Below are 19,938 nucleotides of genomic sequence, written 5' to 3' on the forward strand. Positions count from 1 at the left end.
GTGGGGGAGTCGCATGTTTCAAAAGAGCCTTGGCTTGCTGCTGTGCGGAGTGCTGCTGTCGGGAGTGGCGGGCGGAACGCATTCTGCTCTGGCTGTGGCGTTCGCGGAAAGCAGCAAAAGCGCGGCGGCAGCTGCAACTAAGGACGGAGCAATCAGGCAAGTTAGCAGTGCTGGAGCAGTTAGTAAAAAAAACGCAGCTGCCACGGCTGACCCCGTGCCGCAGATTATCAAGGAGGTCTCACCGTCTGTGGTGGGCATTATCGGCAAAAATACCGAAAGCCGCAACAGCGGACCGGATGACCGTTACAATCTAACCCACGGCTCCGGCATCATCGTCAAAGCGGATGGTTGGATCATAACCAATGCCCATGTCATGCAAGGATTACAGAACGCCGTTGTTGTGACAGCAGATGCAAAAACCTATAACATAACCGCCTCCTATCTCGATGAGGTCAGCGATCTGGCACTGATCAAAGTCAACGCCAAATCCCTGAAGCCTGCCAAGTTCGCCGGGTCAAAATCCGGCATCCAAGTGGGTGAGAAGGTTATAGCGATCGGAACTCCGGTTTCTTTTTCACTGCGGAATTCGGCAACGGTAGGGGTGGTCAGCGGACTTAACCGTACGGTAGACGCGTCTTACCGGCTGATTCAGAGTGATACGGCGATTAACCCCGGAAACAGCGGCGGACCGCTGGTCAGCATGAAGGGTGAGGTACTCGGTGTGAACAGCCTGAAATACGCTGCAGTCGGTGTGGAAAATATGGGCTTCTCCATTCCGGTAGATACGGTACAGTACATCATGGGTCAGCTGCTCAAATACGGTGAAGTTAAGCGCCCTAGTCTGGGGCTGGAGCTGGAGGAGAGCTGGTCCGCCATTGTCGGACTGCCTGCCCAGGACCCGCTGACCGTAACGAAGGTGGTGTCTGCAGAAGCCCGAAAAGCGGGCATCACCGCTGGCGATGTTCTGTACGCAATTGACGGGCACCGTGTCGCCTCGCTGGTGGATATTAACGAATGGTTCAAAAGCTACAAGCCGGGAACAGCAGTAAAGCTGCTGATGCAAAGCGACGGGGATATCGTTACCCGCAAGCTGGTGCTCAGTCAAGGCGATCCCCTAATCGGCGGGGAGGAAGCGGGAGGCGATGAAGATGCTGGCGCACAAGCGGATGAATAACAGACTGCCAAGTGCAGAAGGACGCAAGTCAGGAAGTATACCTGTATGGCGTGGACTTTACACCTTGCTGGCGGTGTTGCTGCTGCTGACATTACTGCCGGTCAAGGAAGTGCAGGCGGCGGAACAAAAGCTGCTGCAGCTCAGCCTTAAGGTTAACAGTAACGTTGCAATCGTAAATGGCGAGAAAATCACGATTCAAAAGCCTTTTGTGGACAACGGGGTAATCCTGGTACCGCTGGGTGTATTCAAAAAGACCTTCGCCAGCACTGTCTCCCTGGAAGGGAACGATGTGGTTAAGGTGATGTACGGGCCGCATACCGGAGCGATGACTATCGGCAGCACTACGGCCTGGAAGGACGGAGTAAAAATCGTGCTTCCAGCTTCCCCGCGCATGGTTTCGGGAACGCTGATGGTGCCGCTCCGTTTTGTGGCCGGAGTTCTCGGAGCGCGGGTTCTGCCGGACAGCGGCGGCGGGCTGCTGGTGACGCTTGCGCCTTCAGTGAATCATGAAGAGACGGAGGAGGGTGCCGGTATCGACAGCGACGTTGGCAAGACCCGCATAGGCAATAGCTATTATGAGTGGAGCCTGAACTATCCTCCCGGTCTCGTTGTCGGTGACAGCGGCGGCAATGAAAGTGTAGCCACCTTTACGAGTGCGGAAAATCTCTATTATCTGGAGGTCCATGCTTCGCCGCTGGAGACAACGCCAGATGCCGAAGGGCTGCTGGACAGATTAGTTCGTGCGGCAGAAGAAGGCGGGGAAACCATACTGGATCGTGAGACCTTTGCAGATGCAGCAGTTCCCTACGCGCGGATTGTGAGCAAGGATTCCAGCGGTGCGTTGTGGGAGGGCAGACAATATTATGCCGGCGGGAGATTATATGAGCTGTATTTGACTGACGACAAAGCGGCCAATTATAAGGATCTGAATAAGTATGCCTTGCTGCTGAACTCCTTCAAGCCTTCATTCGATGTAACCGATAAAAGTGTCCGCGATCTCTCCACCGTGGAAAACGGCCACCGTATTGGCTACAACGACGATTATGGCATAACGCTGCAGGTTCCAGCCGATTGGAGTATGGATGACCAGCACCTATATTACGAGAGCAAGCAAGGAAGCTATCTGCGTGTAAAAGTGTCATCGGCACCGGCTGGCTCGACGCTGGAGAGCTGGAGCAAAGAGCTGGATACCCAGATACAGGATAGCTATGTGGCAGATGCCTTTGTGCTGCATGACAGTATGCCGGCAAAAATCTCCGGTGAGCCAGTGTTGGTGAAGGAAACGGAGCTTAATTCCGGCAGCGGCTGGAGCACGGAGTACCAAGTTCTGCTGCAAAAGGCAGGCTACCGCTACTACGTGGAGTATCTGGCGGCTGCAGGACAGGAGGAGGACAAGGCGGGGTTCCAGACGATTTTGAAAACCATAGATATTGATTTCGCCACGATCAAGGAGAACTTCGGCCGCCTGGAGACGGAGGATTACTCGGCGCTCCGCAGCAAGGCCGTAACCAAAAGCTCCAAGGCCTATACTTACAGCGTCGATATTCCGCGGCTATGGACACCTTATCAGGATGCTTTTGAAACCCAGACTGTGGAGTACCGCTTCACCGGCGGGCGTTTCCTGATCAATGTAAATCCTGAGGGCTCAGTGGAGTACGCCGTAAATTTGCTGCAAAGCTACTACAAGAACAGTAAAAACGACCCCAAAGGCCCACGCGTAATCAGTGTGGAAGAATCCACCTTTGCCGGAGTCCCGGCCACCATACTTACCGTGCAGCAGACCAAAAAAGGCGTTCCCAGCCGGACACAGCAAATCATTTTTGGTAAAAACGATCTGGTCTACACCCTTACAGTTACACTGAATGACGCTAATGCGACCCCTGCACAGCAGGCTGCTGTAGAGCAGACGGTGAAATCTTTCCGGCTGTCTTAAAACCATTGCTGCCCCTCTCTGAGCAGCTGTATAATAGGGTCAGACGAAGAACGTCCTATTGCCATTTTTGGCAGCTTGGGCGTTCTTTTTTTTGCAAATATAAGAAATCATAAGTTTCACGCTATACTTTATCCTTATATTTCTCGCTGAAACGGATACCGTCCTTCTATGGACGGCGTAGCCGTTTCTACTTGGAAAGAGGTGGAGAGGATAATGGTTGGAAGTTTTGAAATGGAGCATGAAGCATTAGTAGAGCGCCATTTAAACGTACGAACAGGAGAGCGGAGGGGACGGTTGGCCAGAGGGCATCAATATGCGGAGAAGCTGCTGCTGCAAAATGTATGGTGGCCGTTATTCGGCAACCTGGATCATCTGCATCCAGAGTATGAAGTGTACGACTGGAACCGTAAATCGCAATTTCTAGACTTTGCTTTTCTTCCGCCCTATGGAAAATTTGGGCTGGAATGTGACGGCTATCAGAGCCATGTTAAAGACATGGACAGAGAGAAGTTCAGTTACTCCTTGAACCGGGATACATTTCTGACAGGCATGGGGTGGAGGATCGTTCATTTTTCATTCGATGATGTACAAAAGCGTCCAGAAGTTTGCCGTATGTTGCTGCAAATGGTCATCGGACCAACGCTAATCAGAAACGCATCCGCACCTTCAATCTCCCCGCAGGAAAGAGAAGTGCTAAGAATGGCTTGGTGCACAGAGAAGGGGATTCGCCCTAAGGATATCATGATCAAGTATAATGTAAACTTTCGAACGGCGCGGAAATGGCTGCAAGGACTGGCCGAAAAAGGAATGCTGCGTCCGATACTGAAAAATGCGTATATTTGCTATTACGAGCCGGTTGAAGGCTTTCCACAGGTATGGTCTTAGAGAGCTTTAAAAAAATATTGTATGATTTACAACTTTGGGCGCTGAATTAGGTGGTCTTCAGTAGATTGTTGCACGAAATACAAATTATTGTCCCTTTATCCATGTTGAAGATAGATAAATGTTGCCTTTCATACAACAAACCTCAATTTGCGGCCTGAGATCTGCGAGAATGCTGTATTCTATACAACACTCTTAAGGCTGTATAAGCTGACCATGATGATTTGATAACGAGATACGATGAATCCTCGAATATAACTATATAAATCCTGGTAAACCGATGGCGCGCAGGTGTGATCTTTGATACAATTAATAAGTTAAAAAGCTTTAAATGATCCGCCTGCAAGGCGGTTTGGGAGGATATAAATGAACGAGCAAGGAATACGCAGAGAAGACGTGGAACTGCTGGCTCCGGCGGGTGACTGGGACTGCATGCGTGCGGCGGTGGCGAATGGGGCAGACGCTGTATTTTTTGGCGTAGAAAAGTTTAATGCACGGGCGAGAGCCAACAACTTCCGTATGGACGAGCTGCCGGAAATTATGGCGTTCCTGCACAGCTATGGCGTGAAGGGCTTCCTGACCTTTAATATACTGGTGTTTGAGAACGAGTTGGCTGAGGCCAAGGAACTGATTGACGCCTGTGTCGATGCCGGGGTGGACGCGGTGATTGTACAGGATTTGGGTCTGGTAAAAATGATCCGCGAGATTTCGCCGGACTTCCCGATTCACGGTTCTACGCAAATGACGATTACTTCACCGGAAGCGGTAGAGTTCACGAAGCCTTGGGGGCTGGAGCGCGTAGTGCTCGGCCGCGAGAATAATCTGAAGCAAATCCGCATGATTGGGGAGCAGGCCCGCCTGCCGATGGAAGTGTTTGTACACGGCGCGCTGTGTGTCTCCTATTCGGGCCAATGCCTGACCTCGGAAATGTGGGGCGGACGCTCCGCGAACCGCGGTGAATGTGCTCAAGCCTGCCGTCTGCCGTATGATCTGATGGTGGATGGCGAAATTAAGCCGATGGGCGATGTGACCTATTTGCTGTCGCCAAAGGATCTCGCAGCGATTGATCTGATGCCGGAGCTGATCGAGGCGGGAGTCACCTCCTTCAAAATCGAAGGCCGTCTCAAAAGTCCGGAGTATGTAGCGAACGTGGTTGGCAAGTACCGGAAGGCGATTGACCGGTATTTTGACGGGAACTGGTCCAAGACCTCCAAGGAAGATTTACGCGAGCTGCAGCAGAGCTTCTCGCGCGGCTTCACGCACGGGTTCCTGGAGGGAACGAACAATAAGAAGCTGGTTGACGGGACCTTCCCGAAAAGCCGGGGCGTGTATATGGGAACGGTCGAGCAGATTCTCCGCGATGGTGTGGTCTGCCGTATTCATGCACCGCTTAAGCGGGGGGACGGCATTGTGTTCGACGCCGGCGATCCGACCAAAAAAGAAGAAGGCGGACGTGTCTACGATCTGCGCCGCAAAGGCGTGAAGCTGGAAGGCGAAGCCGGAGAAGGCTGGATTATCGACATTGTGCCGGGGCGTAATGACGTTGACCTGCGCCGCTTACATGTCGGCGACCGCATCTGGAAGACGAATGACCCTGCGCTCGACAAGGCGCTGCGCCAGACCTACGAGACCGAGAAGCCGTACCGGGTATTCCCGGTGCAGGTCAAGGTGGAGGGCCGCGCCGGCGAGCCGCTGGCCACCTGGTGGACGGACGTGCAGAAGAACGTCACCGTCCGTGTGGATTCGGAGCTGCTGCTGGAGGCCGCGCAGAAGCGTCCGATGGATGCCTCCCTGCTGGAAGAGCAATTCGGCCGCCTGGGCGGGACCGTGTTCCAGCTGGAGGCATTGGAGTCGCAACTGGAAGGCGACGTGATCGTGCCTATGCGTGAGCTGAACAGCATCCGCCGCCAGGCGGTGGAGCTGCTTGCGGGCGAGCGCCCGAAACCTCCCGTATACGTGAAACGGGAGGTAGAGGTCTACGGCGGCGCTGCCCGCAGGGGCGCCGGGTTTCGCGGTGAAGCGGAGCTCACCGCGTTGTGCCGCAGCCTGCCGCAGGTGCAGGCTGCCCTCGAAGCTGGCGTAACGAGCATTTACGCCGACTTCGAGTTCATCAAGCAGTTCCCGGCAGCGGTGGACGCTGTACGGGCTGCTGGGGCCAGCATAGCGCTGGCCACGCCGCGCATTCATATGCCCGGCGAGAACGGCTACCATGCCAACATCCTGCGCTTGCAGCCGGATGCTGTCCTGGTGCGCAACACAGGCGCGCTTTATTACTACCTGAAGCGCCGCATGGAACAGCCGGATGCCGTGCATCCGCGCCTGATCGGCGATTTCTCGCTGAATATCGCCAATCACAGGGCGGTGGATCTGTTCCTGGAGGCAGGCTGCGACAGGGTCACGCCATCCTATGACCTGAACATCCAGCAGATGGTTGACCTGCTGGAGCGCAGCGATACCTCGCGTATGGAGGTCGTAATCCATCAGCATTTGCCAATGTTCCATACGGAGCATTGCGTGTACTGCACCTTCATGAGCGAAGGCACAGACTATACGAACTGCGGACGTCCCTGTGAGGAGCATCGCGCTTCCCTGCAGGACCGGATTGGCATGGCCCATCCGGTCCGCGTAGACGAAGGCTGCCGCAATACAGTTTACAATGCCGTTGAACAGTCCGGTGCGGAATACCTGAACAATTTCCGCGAGCTGGGCGTTTCCTCATTCCGTGTCGAGTTTCTGGAAGAAACGCCAGAGCAGGTCGCAGAGGTCATCAGCCTTTACAGCCGTGCGCTGCGCGGAGAAATTTCCGGCACACAGGTATGGAAAAGCCTGAAGGCGACTAACCAGCTTGGGGTGACACGCGGACAATTGGTAAACGCCAAGTAACCTAAATAATCAATTCAGGGTCAGTGTGAATGAAGAGTCTTGTAGATAGAGACAAGCTCCCAGCACACTGGCCCTTTTTTTCCAACATTCACTAGAGCCTCACTGCCAAAAATCATCCATAACTGCTATAATTAAAGTAATTATGTTATTTTCCTATTAGATCTGAACTAGATTTGAAGAGAAAATTATAGAAGGAGTCATGTCATGAAGATCCGTAAGGCCATTATTCCCGCTGCCGGTCTCGGCACCCGTTTTCTACCCGCGACCAAAGCAATGCCCAAAGAAATGCTGCCAATAGTAGACAAGCCAACGATCCAATACATTGTTGAAGAAGCTGTTGCTTCAGGTATTGAGGATATCATTATCGTAACGGGGAAAGGCAAACGTGCAATCGAAGACCATTTTGATAACTCGTTTGAGCTGGAGTTTAACTTGGCTGAGAAACAAAAGTGGGGGCTTCTGGAGTCTGTCCGTAAATCTTCGGAAATGGCCGACATTCACTACATCCGTCAAAAGGAACCGCGTGGCCTCGGACATGCCATCTGGTGTGCCCGCAAATTCATCGGGGATGAACCGTTTGCCGTATTGCTCGGGGATGACATCGTCCAAGCAGACAAGCCCTGCCTTAAGCAGATGATTGAAGTCTATGAACAGTACAAATCTTCCATTGTCGGCGTTCAGCCTGTGCCTTGGGAGGAGGTCTCACGGTATGGTCTGGTAGATGGTACTGAACTGGCTGAGAGGGTCTATAAAGCCAACCGTCTGGTGGAAAAGCCGAAGAGAGAAGAGGCTCCATCCAATCTTGCGATCTTAGGCCGTTATATTCTAACTCCGCGTATCTTCGATATGCTTGGTGAACAGCAGGTAGGTGTTGGCGGGGAAATCCAACTTACGGATGCGATAGCCCATCTAAGCGAAGTGGAGCGGATCATCGCTTACGATTTTGAAGGCAAACGCCATGACGTCGGCGAGAAAATGGGCTTCATCCAGACGACCATCCACTATGCGCTTCAGCATGAAGAGCTCAAAGAAGGCCTGCTCGACTACCTCAAAGAGGTAATAGACAGCGAAGCACAGAAAGCTGCGAACTAATTCTCACACATACATCTCTTATGTTTAAAAGAGCGCTCCGCTGAACTCCGTCTGCAGAGCGCTCTTTGATTCTGCATACCAAAGTTTGAAAAAAACGGGTGCTGTCCTCTGTTAAGGGCGACACCCGTTTCTGCTTATACTCCCAAGTTGTCTAGTATTGCGTATTTACAATTTCATCAATTTTGGCGGCTTCCGCAGCGTCCGCTGCAATCAGCTTGTCATAAACCGCCTGGTCTTGAGCAGCATTCCCCTTCTTCAAGGCCGCCAAATACCAGCGGGCGATCTCTCGGTTGTTAGCGTCAGTGTAATCTTCACTCAGACCCAGTTTCAGGGTTGCTGCCGCGGCAGCATTGTCTCCTGCCATCACCTGCAGTTTACCGGCATTCAAGGCAATGCTTGGCGTTACCGAGAATGGACGTCCCTGCAGCTGCTCTTTAGGCAGAGTTTTCAGATGTTCTACACCGTCAGTCACATGCTTGTATGCATTCAGACCTGTTGTCACGTATTCCTGAGTTTTGGTTTTATCTTTTTGAGTATTAGCAGTACTTGCCAGAACTTGGGAACGGCTGATCAGCGCATCATACCATTCGATATCCCAGTTGAATTTATCGGCGTTATCCCGGTAGATGGCGAAGGCGAGGTCGCCCTGACCCTTCAAATCGTAATAAGCAGCCAATTGCTTTAATATATCCTTATTGTAAGGTTCGTCTTTAAGCGCACGAGATAATATACTGAAATCTTCGTTAAGGTATTGCTCATCTTTGGTCTGGCCGTACACCTGTTGGTCCATAGAAGAGAGGTAGATGACGGCTTCCGGATGATATGGACGGTCCTTTAAGGTTGCAATCAAAGGCGCTTTAAGCTCCTCATAGGACTGGCTCACACCCATTAATTGTTTGAACTTCATGGCCGAACTGCTGGAGCTGATGGCGCTGATCGACAGGAACAGCATGAAGACTGTACCAACCGCTAGGACCCCAAGGTAACCGAAACGCATACCTGCTTTATTCCAGTTGAGGCGCAGCGGCTTGCTGTCCATTGCAACGCCCATTCCGGCAAGACCGACAAAGACTAAAATTCCCATAAAAGCGTAGCTCAAGTTAAAGTCCAGTAAGCTATGGAGAAGAATTGATAATGCAATGATGTAGAAAAAGAATCCATTATGAAATTCATCTTTGTCACGTTTGAGATACACGCGGATATATTTATAGAAGATATAGCCGATAAAGCCCATGAACACAATAAATCCAACAATGCCGACCTCAATCAAATATTGCAGGAAGAAGTTATGAACCTGGCGGCTTGTATACGGGTTGTTCTGGTAATGCTCATATAGCGAAGCCCAGCCCCCGCCCCCGGCGCCAATAACCGGATAATCCTTAACGACCTTTATGGCATCCTTATAAAAAGTGATCCGCTCCAGTACACTATGCTGCTTGAAGTTGATGTTCTCCAGACGCGTCTCCATATTGGCAGGCAGAATGCTGCGCACGCTTGTTCCAATCAGCAGAAAAGCAATTACGGCGACCAGCACCACGGACAGCAGCGGAAGCCACATACCCGAAAGCTTGCGGGATTCCCAACCTCCGAGCTTGTTCTGCAGCCAAGGAGCCACAAAACGTTGAACCACCCAGCCAAGCCCGGCAACAACAGCGGAGGCCCCTATCAGATAAGCCCAGCCTTTGAATGCGGCGGCAGAAGTGAAGGCGGTGCTCAGCTCTGTACCGATATTCGTCAGAGGGCTTGCAATCGCCAGGGAAGCAACTCCGGCAATACCAAGGTGGATGATCCAGAGAATCTGCTTAGAGGGCTTCAGGGATAACAGCAGCACGATAAAAACAACGGGCAGCATGACAAGTCCGCCGCGAGACAAGGTTAGCAGCAGGGATACGATGATAGGCACGAGTATAAATCCGTGAGTCAGTGTACCGTACCATTTCTTGGAACGAACCAAAGCAAAAACGGCTACGAATAAAAATGCCATCAGGAAGGCTGCATATGTATTCGCATATTGGAAAACAGACGTAAGCCGCAGACCGTTCGAGTCCGTCATTACCGCATCCAAATATTTTCCGCCGCGCACTGTGCTGGAGAACCATCCAACCAGCGCACCGGCAAATTTCGAGCCGCCCAGCCAGTTCACCAGTCCAAAGCCCACAATGAAATAAGCAATCGCCAGTACGGCATTTTGAATGACAACATTTAGTTGCTTTTGCTTCAAGAGATATAACGCTATAATGAATATTGCAATATACATACTCTGAACAAAGAGCATGTTCATCGCCATATAATGCGAAACCGCGGCAAATAACGACAGCGCATATGTTATGGGCAGCAATATCGAAGCCACAGCCAGCAAGTCGCTCTGCTCCTCCAGCTTGAACTTCTTATAGAACAAGCCTACCCAGACTAGCAGCAGCAGGCCGCTGAGCAATGACGCTACATAGATCGGCCTTTCAAAATCAATCTGCTGTCCATTAAACAATCCTACTTGAAACGGGGTCCATACCAAAAACATAATGAAAGCAACAACCAATGCCCACACCGGGCTGGATATCTTTTCAACATTTCTCGACTGAGCAGCATTTTTACCGTATACTGGTTTCGACACGTTTTAATCTCCTTTTCCTGTAGGTACGTCAATATTTTAGCATATACGTGCGTTCCCGTACCACTTACTTAATGCGAGTAGTATGTAGTAAAGTCATCAATAAGTAATACAAGAATAATTTCAAAAATAAGTTCGTAAACATATTTGGCCTAAGAAGCTTAACGTTCCATCTGGAATAATAAGTTCTTAGGCCAATTTTATTGAAAATTACTCAGGACTTATATTTATACTAATATGTGAAATTCAAATTTGCATCCTTTAAAAGAGGCGCTGTTTCATCTTTAGCTGACAACACCGGCACCACATCAATGGGCCAATTGATTCCTATAGAAGGATCATTCCACAATATTCCTCCGTCACACTCAGGTGCATACAACTCATCTACCTTATATTGGACTTCAACATCTTCAACCAATGTCATAAAACCATGAGCGAAGCCCTTGGGGATCAGTAGTTGTTTTTTGTTCTCAGCGGATAGTTCAACTCCAAACCATTGGCCGTAGGTAGGACTTCCCTTGCGAATATCAACAGCAACATCAAAGATAGACCCTTGTGTACAACGAACAAGCTTGCTCTGTGCTTTAGGGTTTAACTGATAGTGCAGGCCGCGAAGTGTTCCTTTGGTTGCGGAATAGGATTGATTATCCTGAACAAAATTTAAAGTAATCCCCTGTTTATTGAATTTGCTTTCGCTGTATGTCTCCATAAACCATCCCCGGTGATCACCAAAGACTTGTGGTTCGATAACCCATACACCCTCCAACGTTGTTTCTGTGAATTTCATCTTCTCCACACTTCCTGCCGTTTAGTATTGTATTTTTCCGGTTGCTACTTTCATGAGGTATTGTCCATATCCGGTTTTGTTTAATTTTTGCCCACATTCAAACAAATGCTCTTTAGTAATCCATCCATTAATATATGCAATTTCCTCTGGGGCTGCAATCTTAATTCCTTGGTGATCTTCTATCGTTCGTACAAAATTAGTAGCGTCAACTAGGCTTTGATGAGTTCCTGTATCGAGCCACGTGAATCCCCGACCAAGGAGTTCAACATCTAGTTCTCCCATATTTAAATACTCTTCATTAATAGATGTAATTTCCAGTTCTCCACGAGAAGAAGGTTTTACATTCTTTGCAATTTCTACAACGCGGTTATCATAAAAATATAGACCTGTTATAGCATAATTTGATTTTGGCTGCTGAGGTTTTTCCTCTACGCTAAGCACTTTACCTTCATTATTAAATTCCACTACACCAAAACGCTCAGGGTCCTGCACATGATAACCGAATACTGTTGCTCCTGTTTCTTTGCTGGAAGCGCGATTTAGAATCTTGCGCATACCATTGCCATAGTAAATATTGTCTCCGAGAATCATGGCAACGGAGTCATTGCCGATAAAAGACTCTCCAAGTATAAAAGCTTGTGCTAGACCATCAGGACTTGGTTGCACAATATACTGCAGGGATAATCCGAATTGAGACCCGTCGCCGAGCAAATTAGTAAATCTTGACGTATCCTCAGGTGTTGAGATAATCAGAATGTCTTTAATGCCCGCTAACATTAAAGTGGAAAGAGGGTAGTAAATCATTGGTTTGTCGTAGATTGGTAGGAGCTGCTTGCTTGTAACCATCGTCAAGGGGTATAGCCGAGTTCCGCTACCACCCGCCAGAATAATGCCTTTCATCGTTTAATTCAACTCTCCCTTAGTAAATGATGAATAATGTTATAATTTAATGATGCGTGTTCGTGTAGATGTTGAATGCAAATAAAGATATATTCATTTTACTCTGAATAATTGTAGCCTGTCTATTTTTACTGAATATTACTATATTCAAACAAACAGATTCCTAGTTGACCAATTAGTCTCCCTTCTTTGAAATTCCGACTTCATTTAACATACTGCAACCACACGAAGATAAGTGACTGTTTTACTGTAAACAGAGCGTTTAGTATGATACCATTAACTTGTTTTTTGTGAGAAATACTCAGAACAGAAGGGTGGAACTAAAATGTGAATTTTGAATGACGTATTCTTGTTAAGAATTCTGTGTAAGGTAAAGGAGCAAAGGAATTTTAGATAAGATTGAAATCACTAGAATGGCTGTTAATTAATCCCGCTTGAATCAGAACTATTTATAAAATTACAATATTAAGTAATGGGAAAACTCCTATAAATAACTTAAAAACCACACTTATCTCGACTGTGAGTTTTTTTTACCGTATACTGGATATGTTTGATTTCTGATAAATTAATGATGGAAATAACTATGCTGATTAATACAAAAAATAAAATATAAAGATAGAATAGGGAGAGTTATATATTGAGAATTAGAAGAAGTATAAAACTTGCAGTTGTATTCGTGTTAATATTTATAATTTCTTGGGTTGTATTTAATAGGTTAATTCCCAAACCAACAGTTACAGCACTTTACATTAATATGCAGTCTAATACAGATAATCAATTTCAGATTTATTATTCTCAGGGCCACAATGATTTTACAGAAGATCGGTCAACGAAAAGGGACTATAGATCATCCAGTAACTACAGTTCTCTAAAGCTTGATGTTAATTCGAAATTTGATTCTCTTAGACTGGATTTGGGAAATCACCCCGGTAAGTTGAACATAAAAAAAATATATATCGGTAATTTCATGAAAAAATACGAGTTGCCATTAGACTCCATTACTAATGTAAATAGCAACGAAATAAAGAATTTTCAGCATCTTGAAAACAATATAGAGATTAGTACAAGTGGTGCAGATCCATATATATATCTATCCCTTGACAAGACAATTATTCGGAATATTGGTAATGATAATCAACAATTGAAGTATTTTATAATTGCATGCTTTTCATTTGTTGCATCAATTATATGTTGTCTGACTGTATATTTAAGAAAAAAGATATTTGGGATCTTTAAAGATTTTCGCACAAACAGAGCATTGATTTATGATCTTTCCAAGAATGATTTTAAAACTAAGTATGCAGGGTCATATCTTGGAGTAGTATGGGGATACATTCAACCTGTGACTACAATTTTAGTGTACTGGTTTGTGTTTCAAGTCGGTTTGAAAGTTACTCCTACGGATAGCGATGTTCCCTTTGCTGTTTGGTTTATTGGTGGACTCATTCCGTGGTTCTTTTTCTCTGATGCATTATCAAATGCAAGTAATAGTTTTGTAGAATATAGTTTTCTAGTAAAAAAACTCGTTTTCAAGGTAAGTATACTTCCTATTGTTAAGATAATTTCTTCTTTATTTGTTCACCTTGTGTTTATTGCATTTTTGTATATAGTTTATCTTTCGTACGGGTATCACCCGCATGTATATAATTTACAAATCTTATACTACTCTGTGTGTACATTGTTCTTTACTACAGCTTTATCATACCTTACCTCTTCAATCGTTGTGTTTTTTAAGGATTTGGGGCAAATTATTGCTATCTTCCTTCAAGTTGGAATGTGGATTACTCCAATAATGTGGTCTGAAAAGATTTTAAGTGACAGTTACAGTTGGATATTTAAACTAAACCCTATGTATTATGTTGTCGATGGTTATAGAGATTCTATGTTTAAGCAAGTATGGTTTACTGAGCATATATATTTGACGTTATACTTCTGGCTGGTTACATTTTTGCTTTTTTTGCTAGGAACTTATGTCTTCAGAAGATTAAAACCTCATTTTGCTGATGTATTATAAATTTAGGAGTGTTACTAATGGAAGATAATGCAATAGAGTTAAGCAATATAACTAAAATATATAAGCTTTACAACAATCCCAAAGATCGTTTGATAGAGGCGCTAACTCCATTTAATACAAAGAAACATTCTGAGTTTTACGCTTTGAGAAATATTAGTTTGAATATAAAAAAAGGCGAGACCGTTGGATTCATAGGTAAGAATGGTGCTGGTAAGTCGACACTTTTAAAAGTCATAACAGGAATATTAACCCCTAGTTCGGGAGAGTTGAAGGTGAATGGAAAAATATCAGCTCTATTAGAATTAGGTGCAGGATTTAATCCTGAGTATACCGGCCTAGAAAATATTTATTTATACAGTTCTCTTATGGGTTTTGAGAAGGAAGAGACAAACTTGAAAATAGACTCAATATTAGACTTTGCTGATATTGGCGATTTTATATATCAACCTGTAAAATCATATTCTAGTGGGATGTTTGTTCGTTTGGCATTTGCGTGTGCAGTTAATGTTGATCCGGAAATACTAATAGTTGATGAAGCATTGAGTGTAGGAGATATAAGATTCCAGCAAAAATGTTACCGGAAGATAAGGGAGTTCAAAGAAAAGGGCACAGTTCTCTTCGTCAGTCATGATCTTGGGGCTATTGCTAATTTTTGTGATAGAGTTGTATGGTTTAACGAAGGTGGCATATACAAAGATGGACTTCCAGAAGATATTATTGACGATTACCATGCATTTATGACTTATGATACCTCACTAAGCGAAATCGGTGAACTTGAAACAAGCGAGTTATCGAATAGGGAGGAAAATAACTTTTCAAACCGATCTCAAAGCTTCGGTGAAAAGGGGGCAGCAATAACTTTTGCGAAAGTAATTAATTCTTTAGGCAAAGAAAATACCTTTGTAGCAGGCGGAGAAGCTATTGAATTGGTATTGAAGATAGAGACTTATAAACATATAGCGATGCCTATACTTGGTTTTGTATTGAAAGATAAATTAGGAAACTCAATATTAGTTGTAAACACTGACACTGAAAAATCAAAAATATCTGAGCTTGAAGCAGGTGGAAAGTACTACTTTAGATGGATATTTAGTTTTCCGATGGTGAGAGATGGGGTTTATAGCATGGATTTGGCTATTGCGGATGGAACCTATGAGAACCATGTACAACATCATTGGATTAGTGATGCTTTATTAATTGATGTGAGAAATAAAAAATCTTATCCATACGCACAAGGTTTTTGTATTCTCGATAAAGTTCACTTTGAGAAAATTTCCAATTAATCACCATACATTTATACTTTAGGAGGATATAATGGATTTTACAGGTGAAAGATTTATTCCACATAAAGCTTTGGGTGAAATTGAGATTGAACATAAGCAAAGATATTATGCAATTCTTGAATTATTACACAATAAGGTAGTTCTTGATGCTGCTTGTGGTGAAGGGTACGGATCTGATTTGATGGCTTCTGTTGCTGAACGAGTCTACGGGCTTGACATTTCCTCAGAATCAATTGAATGGGCACGTAATAAATATAATTCAAACAATTTATCTTTCATCAACTCAAGCATAGAAACAATTCCATTACCAGACTCTTCAGTTGATGTAGTTGTGAGTTTTGAAACAATTGAGCATGTGAATGAAGAAATTCAAATGAAGTTTATGAAAGAAGTAAAACGGGTTTTAAAAGAAGATGGGATGCTCATAATATCTACGCCGGATAAGAAAAAATATTCAGATGAGTCACATTTTAGAAATCCATTTCATGTTAAAGAGTTTTACTTGGCAGAGTTTGAACTCTTCTTGAGTAAATTCTATAGTAATGTTTCGATTTTCCATCAAGGGTTCGAAACATTCAGTATTTTAAGTAGCCAAAATGACTTAGCAAATCAAAAGTTCAAAATGGTTGATACAGAAAAAATAGCGAACAAGGATGGGAAATACATTGTTGCCATTTGTTCAGAGAAGGAACTTCCCGAAAGTACTTCTATTAATAATATCATGCTATTAAAAATCAACCGAGATTTTACTAGTAGATTATTTGTTGATTTTGGTGGTGGATTTAGTGAAGATGTAGTCGTATATAGCGATCTGTTTTATGATGGGAAGAGTTTTAGAGTAGAATTTAAAGACTTGAAGAGTTTGCCGGAAATAAAGGGAGCAAAATGGGTGCCTCTTAAAGATCAATTCATAAAGTTGAAAATCAGTAATGTATATCCAAATATTGAATTACAGGCTGAGAATTTATGGAATAACGAAGAGGGCTGGGATGAATTCCAAAGTAAAAAACCAGAATATATATTGCATACAAATAGCTTTAAGGAAATTGATAAAATAATTATCACTGGAGACTTATCATTCCAGAATGAAGAGATGATTCATTCTAGTCTGATGAAAAAAATAAACGAACTTGAAGTCCAAAAATCACAGGAATTAAATCTTGTGAAAATTGAAGAAAAAGTTGATTTGGTTATAAAAACTTTGAATGAACAGGTACTAACCCTTACGGAAGAAAAAATAAAAGAGACGGAAGCTAAACAGTTACTTTCGGAAGAAAACACAACTCTAAAAAAAAATATAGAACATATGCTGAGAGATTTTGATAAAGAAGTCACATCAACAAGGCTTCTTCTCAATCAGACGATTCATGAAAAAAATCAATTATTTCATGAAAAAAATCATATTTTGTCGATTAACAATGATTTAAATCAAACCCTGACTAGTCTTATGACTTCTGAATCATGGAGACTAACTAAACCTCTACGTGGTTTGAAACTCGGTGTGAACATAATGTTTAAAAAAATCAGAAAATGGATAAAAAAGGCTATTAAATTATTGTTTAAAATGTTGCCATTGAACTATCGTCATAAAGAGGCCTTGAAGGCATTTATCTATACTCACTTTCGCTTCTTACTTAGAAGAACAGCTATGTATAGTATATGGCTCCAATCCCAATCGAACTTCACCAAAAAAAATGATAAACATTTCTTGGTTTCGCAATCATCACTAAATATGATTGATACATCGGATATTCAACCAGGTAGAATAGCAATTCATTTACATCTTTATTACATTGATTTGCTTGAAGAATTTTTCGACTATTTTAACAATATGCCTTATCGTTTTGACCTATATGTATCAATCACTGATAAAAATGCTTCTGAATTGGTTGCTAACAGGTTTGAAACTATTAAAAACATAGACAAACTAATTGTTAAAGTTACCCCAAACCAGGGTAGAGATGTTGCACCAATGTTTGTGGATTTTGCTAAAGACTTAGTTCAATATGATTTTATAAGTCATGTTCATTCTAAAAAATCATTATATACTGGAACACAACAAGATGGTTGGAGAGGACACTTGTTGGATAATTTATTTGGTGATCCTCTTATTGTGAAAAAAGTATTTGGATTGTTTAATCAAAACAAATCTTTGGGGCTTGTTTATCCAGAAACATATAAAACAATTCCATATTGGGCTCATACATGGTTATCCAATAAAAGTATAGGTAATTCACTTTTGTCAAGGTTAGGAATTAAGCATGATTTCTCGAAATACCTAGATTTCCCTGCGGGGACTATGTATTGGGCTAGAACTAGTGCAATCAAACCACTGTTTGATTTGAATTTGACATACAATGATTTTGCAAAGGAAGACAAACAAATTGATGGAACTATAGCACATGCAATTGAAAGATCAATGGTTCCAATTGTTTGTAGTAACGGTAATTCATTTGTGGAAATAAATGTATTTTCAGGCGAATATAGATTCAATAAGGGTAGTAGGAATTTAATGCAATATTGGCCCAGAAAAATAAATGAGTTAAAAGATATTATTGATGGAATTGATGTGGTTTCATTTGATATCTTTGATACCTTGATTACTCGCCCTTTGTTGAAACCAGATGCAGTTTTTAAAATAATTGAACTGAAAGCTAAAAAATTTGTAGTCGATATCGACTTTGTTTCAATTCGAAAAGCAGCTGAAGATTCTGTGAGAAAAAATAAGAATTATCAAGGTGACTGTTCTATTGATGAGATATACAATGAACTAACTCATTTAGCAGGACTTGATGAAAGTGTGTGTCAAGCAATAAAGAATATTGAAATTGACTGGGAATTAAGATTGGCAATGCCTAGAAATGATGTTGTTGAAGTTTTAAATTATGCAAAATTTAAAGGGAAGAGAATAGTTTTAATAAGTGATATGTATCTGACGGAAGATATTATTAAAAAAATGCTGAATAAATGTAATGTGAATTACTATGATGAGTTATGGGTATCATCAGGTCTTCAAAAAAGAAAAGATAACGGTCAGATGTGGGATCATTTTAAGGAAAGATATCAAGGGGTACGGACTCTTCATATCGGTGACAATGAGCACTCAGATGTTCAGATCGCAGAAGGAAAAGGCCTTTTAGTGTACCACGTAATGTCTGGTGTCAATATGTTTTATAATACCGATTTTGGAAATCACATGTCTTTTCATCTTGAAAATAACGATTCCTGGGGTGACTCAGTTTTATTGGGACCTATCGTATCTAAAGAGTTTAACAGTCCGTTCAAACTTGCTTATACAAATGGACAATATCAAATTACAGATCTTAAGACCTTAGGATACACTATTTTTGGTCCAATACTTTTTAGCTTCATAATATGGCTATTAAAAAAATTGCAAGAGGATAAAGTGGAGAAAGTGCTTTTCTTAGCAAGAGAGGGTTATCTATTAAAAAAACTATTCGACATAAGTGTAAAAGGGTTGCAACAAAATAACCAATTTGAGGAAATGGAAAGCATATATTTTCTTACCTCCAGACGTGCGGCATCGGTTGCAAGTTTAGAAAATCCAGAAGATGTATTTAAGTTGCTGGAAATTTCTTTTGAAGGAACGATTAAGGATTTGATCCAAGTAAGATTTGGTGTGTCCTCTTCGGACGCTTCTTTAAATAAGGTAATAAATCTCCCAGAAGAAATTGAAGCGGTAAAGCGAGAGATTAAACCATACATTGAAGAGATCTTAATGAAAGCGAAAAAAGAGAGAACGTCTTATAAGGAGTATACAAAAGAGTTAGGCTTAGATGGAAAAAATGTGGCGGTTGTTGATGTAGGGTATTCTGGAACGATTCAATTCTATTTATCTAAATTCTTTAATCAAAGTATGAACGGATATTACTTTGTAACGAGTAATAAGCAAAAAGGCATTCAATATGATGGTAATATGATGAAAGGCTTCTTCGGAGAAAATGAAGATTATGCAACAACAAGCAGTGCCATATATAAATATCAATTACTATTGGAGGGGATTCTTACTTCCAATCAAGGCCAATTTGTGAATTTCGAACAAGATATTGATGGAAAGGTCGTACCTAATTTTGCCGTCAGCGGATTTGCTCAGCATAACTTTGAGAGCTTAAAGTCAATTATGGAAGGTATTGAAGCATATTTTAATGAGTCATTAAGAGTATATAATGATGTAATTTTGGATGTGCCACTCTCTGGAAATGCAGTGGAAAAGCTTATAGAAACAACAATGGTTCTGGACAATTTAGTAAGTGAAGATATGAAACGGTTATTTATTGTTGAAGATACTTATTGTATGTCCAGCGAAATATCTGTTTTTAACCACTATAAGAAATGGTTTGGACTGTGAAATGCACCGTCCA

At 43.3% G+C, this 19,938-nt stretch carries 11 protein-coding genes; 8 read left to right on the top strand and 3 right to left on the bottom strand.

Going from position 1 to position 19,938, the window contains the following annotated elements:
- Positions 1-13: 13 nt before the first annotated feature.
- The 5 genes from ACX1DY_RS20650 (at position 14) to galU (ending at position 7,964) form a co-directional block, all read left to right on the top strand.
- Positions 14-1,174 carry a S1C family serine protease gene (locus ACX1DY_RS20650; RefSeq protein ID WP_458966076.1) on the top strand — a complete coding sequence of 387 codons (1,161 nt, stop codon included), beginning with the start codon at positions 14-16 and terminating at the stop codon, positions 1,172-1,174.
- The gene (locus ACX1DY_RS20655; protein ID WP_458966077.1) at positions 1,149-3,107 is read left to right on the top strand and encodes a stalk domain-containing protein; all 1,959 of its coding nucleotides are present in this window, start codon (positions 1,149-1,151) and stop codon (positions 3,105-3,107) included. Before ACX1DY_RS20650 ends, ACX1DY_RS20655 begins: the two co-directional genes overlap by 26 nt.
- Before the next feature lie 213 nt (positions 3,108-3,320).
- Entirely contained in the window at positions 3,321-3,992 is a 672-nt protein-coding gene (locus ACX1DY_RS20660) for a hypothetical protein (protein WP_458966078.1), read from the top strand.
- A gap of 363 nt (positions 3,993-4,355) precedes the next feature.
- Positions 4,356-6,872, top strand: a complete 2,517-nt coding sequence (locus tag ACX1DY_RS20665) for a DUF3656 domain-containing U32 family peptidase (RefSeq protein WP_458966079.1) — start codon at positions 4,356-4,358, stop codon at positions 6,870-6,872.
- A gap of 204 nt (positions 6,873-7,076) precedes the next feature.
- Entirely contained in the window at positions 7,077-7,964 is an 888-nt protein-coding gene (gene galU, locus ACX1DY_RS20670; RefSeq protein WP_458966080.1) for a UTP--glucose-1-phosphate uridylyltransferase GalU, read from the top strand.
- Between the two features lie 151 nt (positions 7,965-8,115).
- Here galU and ACX1DY_RS20675 read toward each other — a convergent pair whose 3' ends face one another.
- The 3 genes from ACX1DY_RS20675 to rfbA all read right to left on the bottom strand — a co-directional run bounded on the left by ACX1DY_RS20675 (position 8,116) and on the right by rfbA (position 12,259).
- The gene (locus tag ACX1DY_RS20675; RefSeq protein WP_458966081.1) at positions 8,116-10,575 is read right to left on the bottom strand and encodes an O-antigen ligase family protein; all 2,460 of its coding nucleotides are present in this window, start codon (positions 10,573-10,575) and stop codon (positions 8,116-8,118) included.
- Positions 10,576-10,804: 229 nt separating this feature from the next.
- On the bottom strand, positions 10,805-11,359 hold the full coding sequence (gene rfbC / locus ACX1DY_RS20680) for a dTDP-4-dehydrorhamnose 3,5-epimerase (RefSeq protein ID WP_458966082.1): 555 nt from the start codon (positions 11,357-11,359) through the stop codon (positions 10,805-10,807).
- A gap of 21 nt (positions 11,360-11,380) precedes the next feature.
- Positions 11,381-12,259: a glucose-1-phosphate thymidylyltransferase RfbA gene (gene rfbA / locus ACX1DY_RS20685; RefSeq protein WP_458966083.1), complete on the bottom strand. Its 879-nt coding sequence runs from the start codon at positions 12,257-12,259 to the stop codon at positions 11,381-11,383.
- A gap of 637 nt (positions 12,260-12,896) precedes the next feature.
- On the opposite strand from rfbA, the gene ACX1DY_RS20690 reads away from it, so the two are divergent.
- Genes ACX1DY_RS20690 through ACX1DY_RS20700 form a run of 3 tightly spaced genes read left to right on the top strand, consistent with a single transcriptional unit; the run spans position 12,897 to position 19,925 of the window.
- Complete coding sequence (locus ACX1DY_RS20690) at positions 12,897-14,273, top strand: ABC transporter permease (protein ID WP_458966084.1); 1,377 nt, start codon at positions 12,897-12,899, stop codon at positions 14,271-14,273.
- Between the two features lie 17 nt (positions 14,274-14,290).
- Positions 14,291-15,556: an ABC transporter ATP-binding protein gene (locus ACX1DY_RS20695; RefSeq protein ID WP_458966085.1), complete on the top strand. Its 1,266-nt coding sequence runs from the start codon at positions 14,291-14,293 to the stop codon at positions 15,554-15,556.
- A gap of 31 nt (positions 15,557-15,587) precedes the next feature.
- The gene (locus ACX1DY_RS20700; protein WP_458966086.1) at positions 15,588-19,925 is read left to right on the top strand and encodes a rhamnan synthesis F family protein; all 4,338 of its coding nucleotides are present in this window, start codon (positions 15,588-15,590) and stop codon (positions 19,923-19,925) included.
- Positions 19,926-19,938: the final 13 nt, after the last annotated feature.

It is taken from the genome of Paenibacillus sp. BAC0078 (assembly GCF_054483875.1).

Bases quoted from the DNA above. Each gene is read 5' to 3' on its own strand.
- ACX1DY_RS20650 (WP_458966076.1), top strand. From the start codon at position 14: ATGTTTCAAAAGAGCCTTGGCTTGCTGCTGTGCGGAGTGCTGCTGTCG.
- ACX1DY_RS20655 (WP_458966077.1), top strand. From the start codon at position 1,149: ATGCTGGCGCACAAGCGGATGAATAACAGACTGCCAAGTGCAGAAGGA.
- ACX1DY_RS20660 (WP_458966078.1), top strand. From the start codon at position 3,321: ATGGTTGGAAGTTTTGAAATGGAGCATGAAGCATTAGTAGAGCGCCAT.
- ACX1DY_RS20665 (WP_458966079.1), top strand. From the start codon at position 4,356: ATGAACGAGCAAGGAATACGCAGAGAAGACGTGGAACTGCTGGCTCCG.
- galU (WP_458966080.1), top strand. From the start codon at position 7,077: ATGAAGATCCGTAAGGCCATTATTCCCGCTGCCGGTCTCGGCACCCGT.
- rfbC (WP_458966082.1), bottom strand. From the start codon at position 11,359: ATGAAATTCACAGAAACAACGTTGGAGGGTGTATGGGTTATCGAACCA.
- rfbA (WP_458966083.1), bottom strand. From the start codon at position 12,259: ATGAAAGGCATTATTCTGGCGGGTGGTAGCGGAACTCGGCTATACCCC.
- ACX1DY_RS20695 (WP_458966085.1), top strand. From the start codon at position 14,291: ATGGAAGATAATGCAATAGAGTTAAGCAATATAACTAAAATATATAAG.
- ACX1DY_RS20700 (WP_458966086.1), top strand. From the start codon at position 15,588: ATGGATTTTACAGGTGAAAGATTTATTCCACATAAAGCTTTGGGTGAA.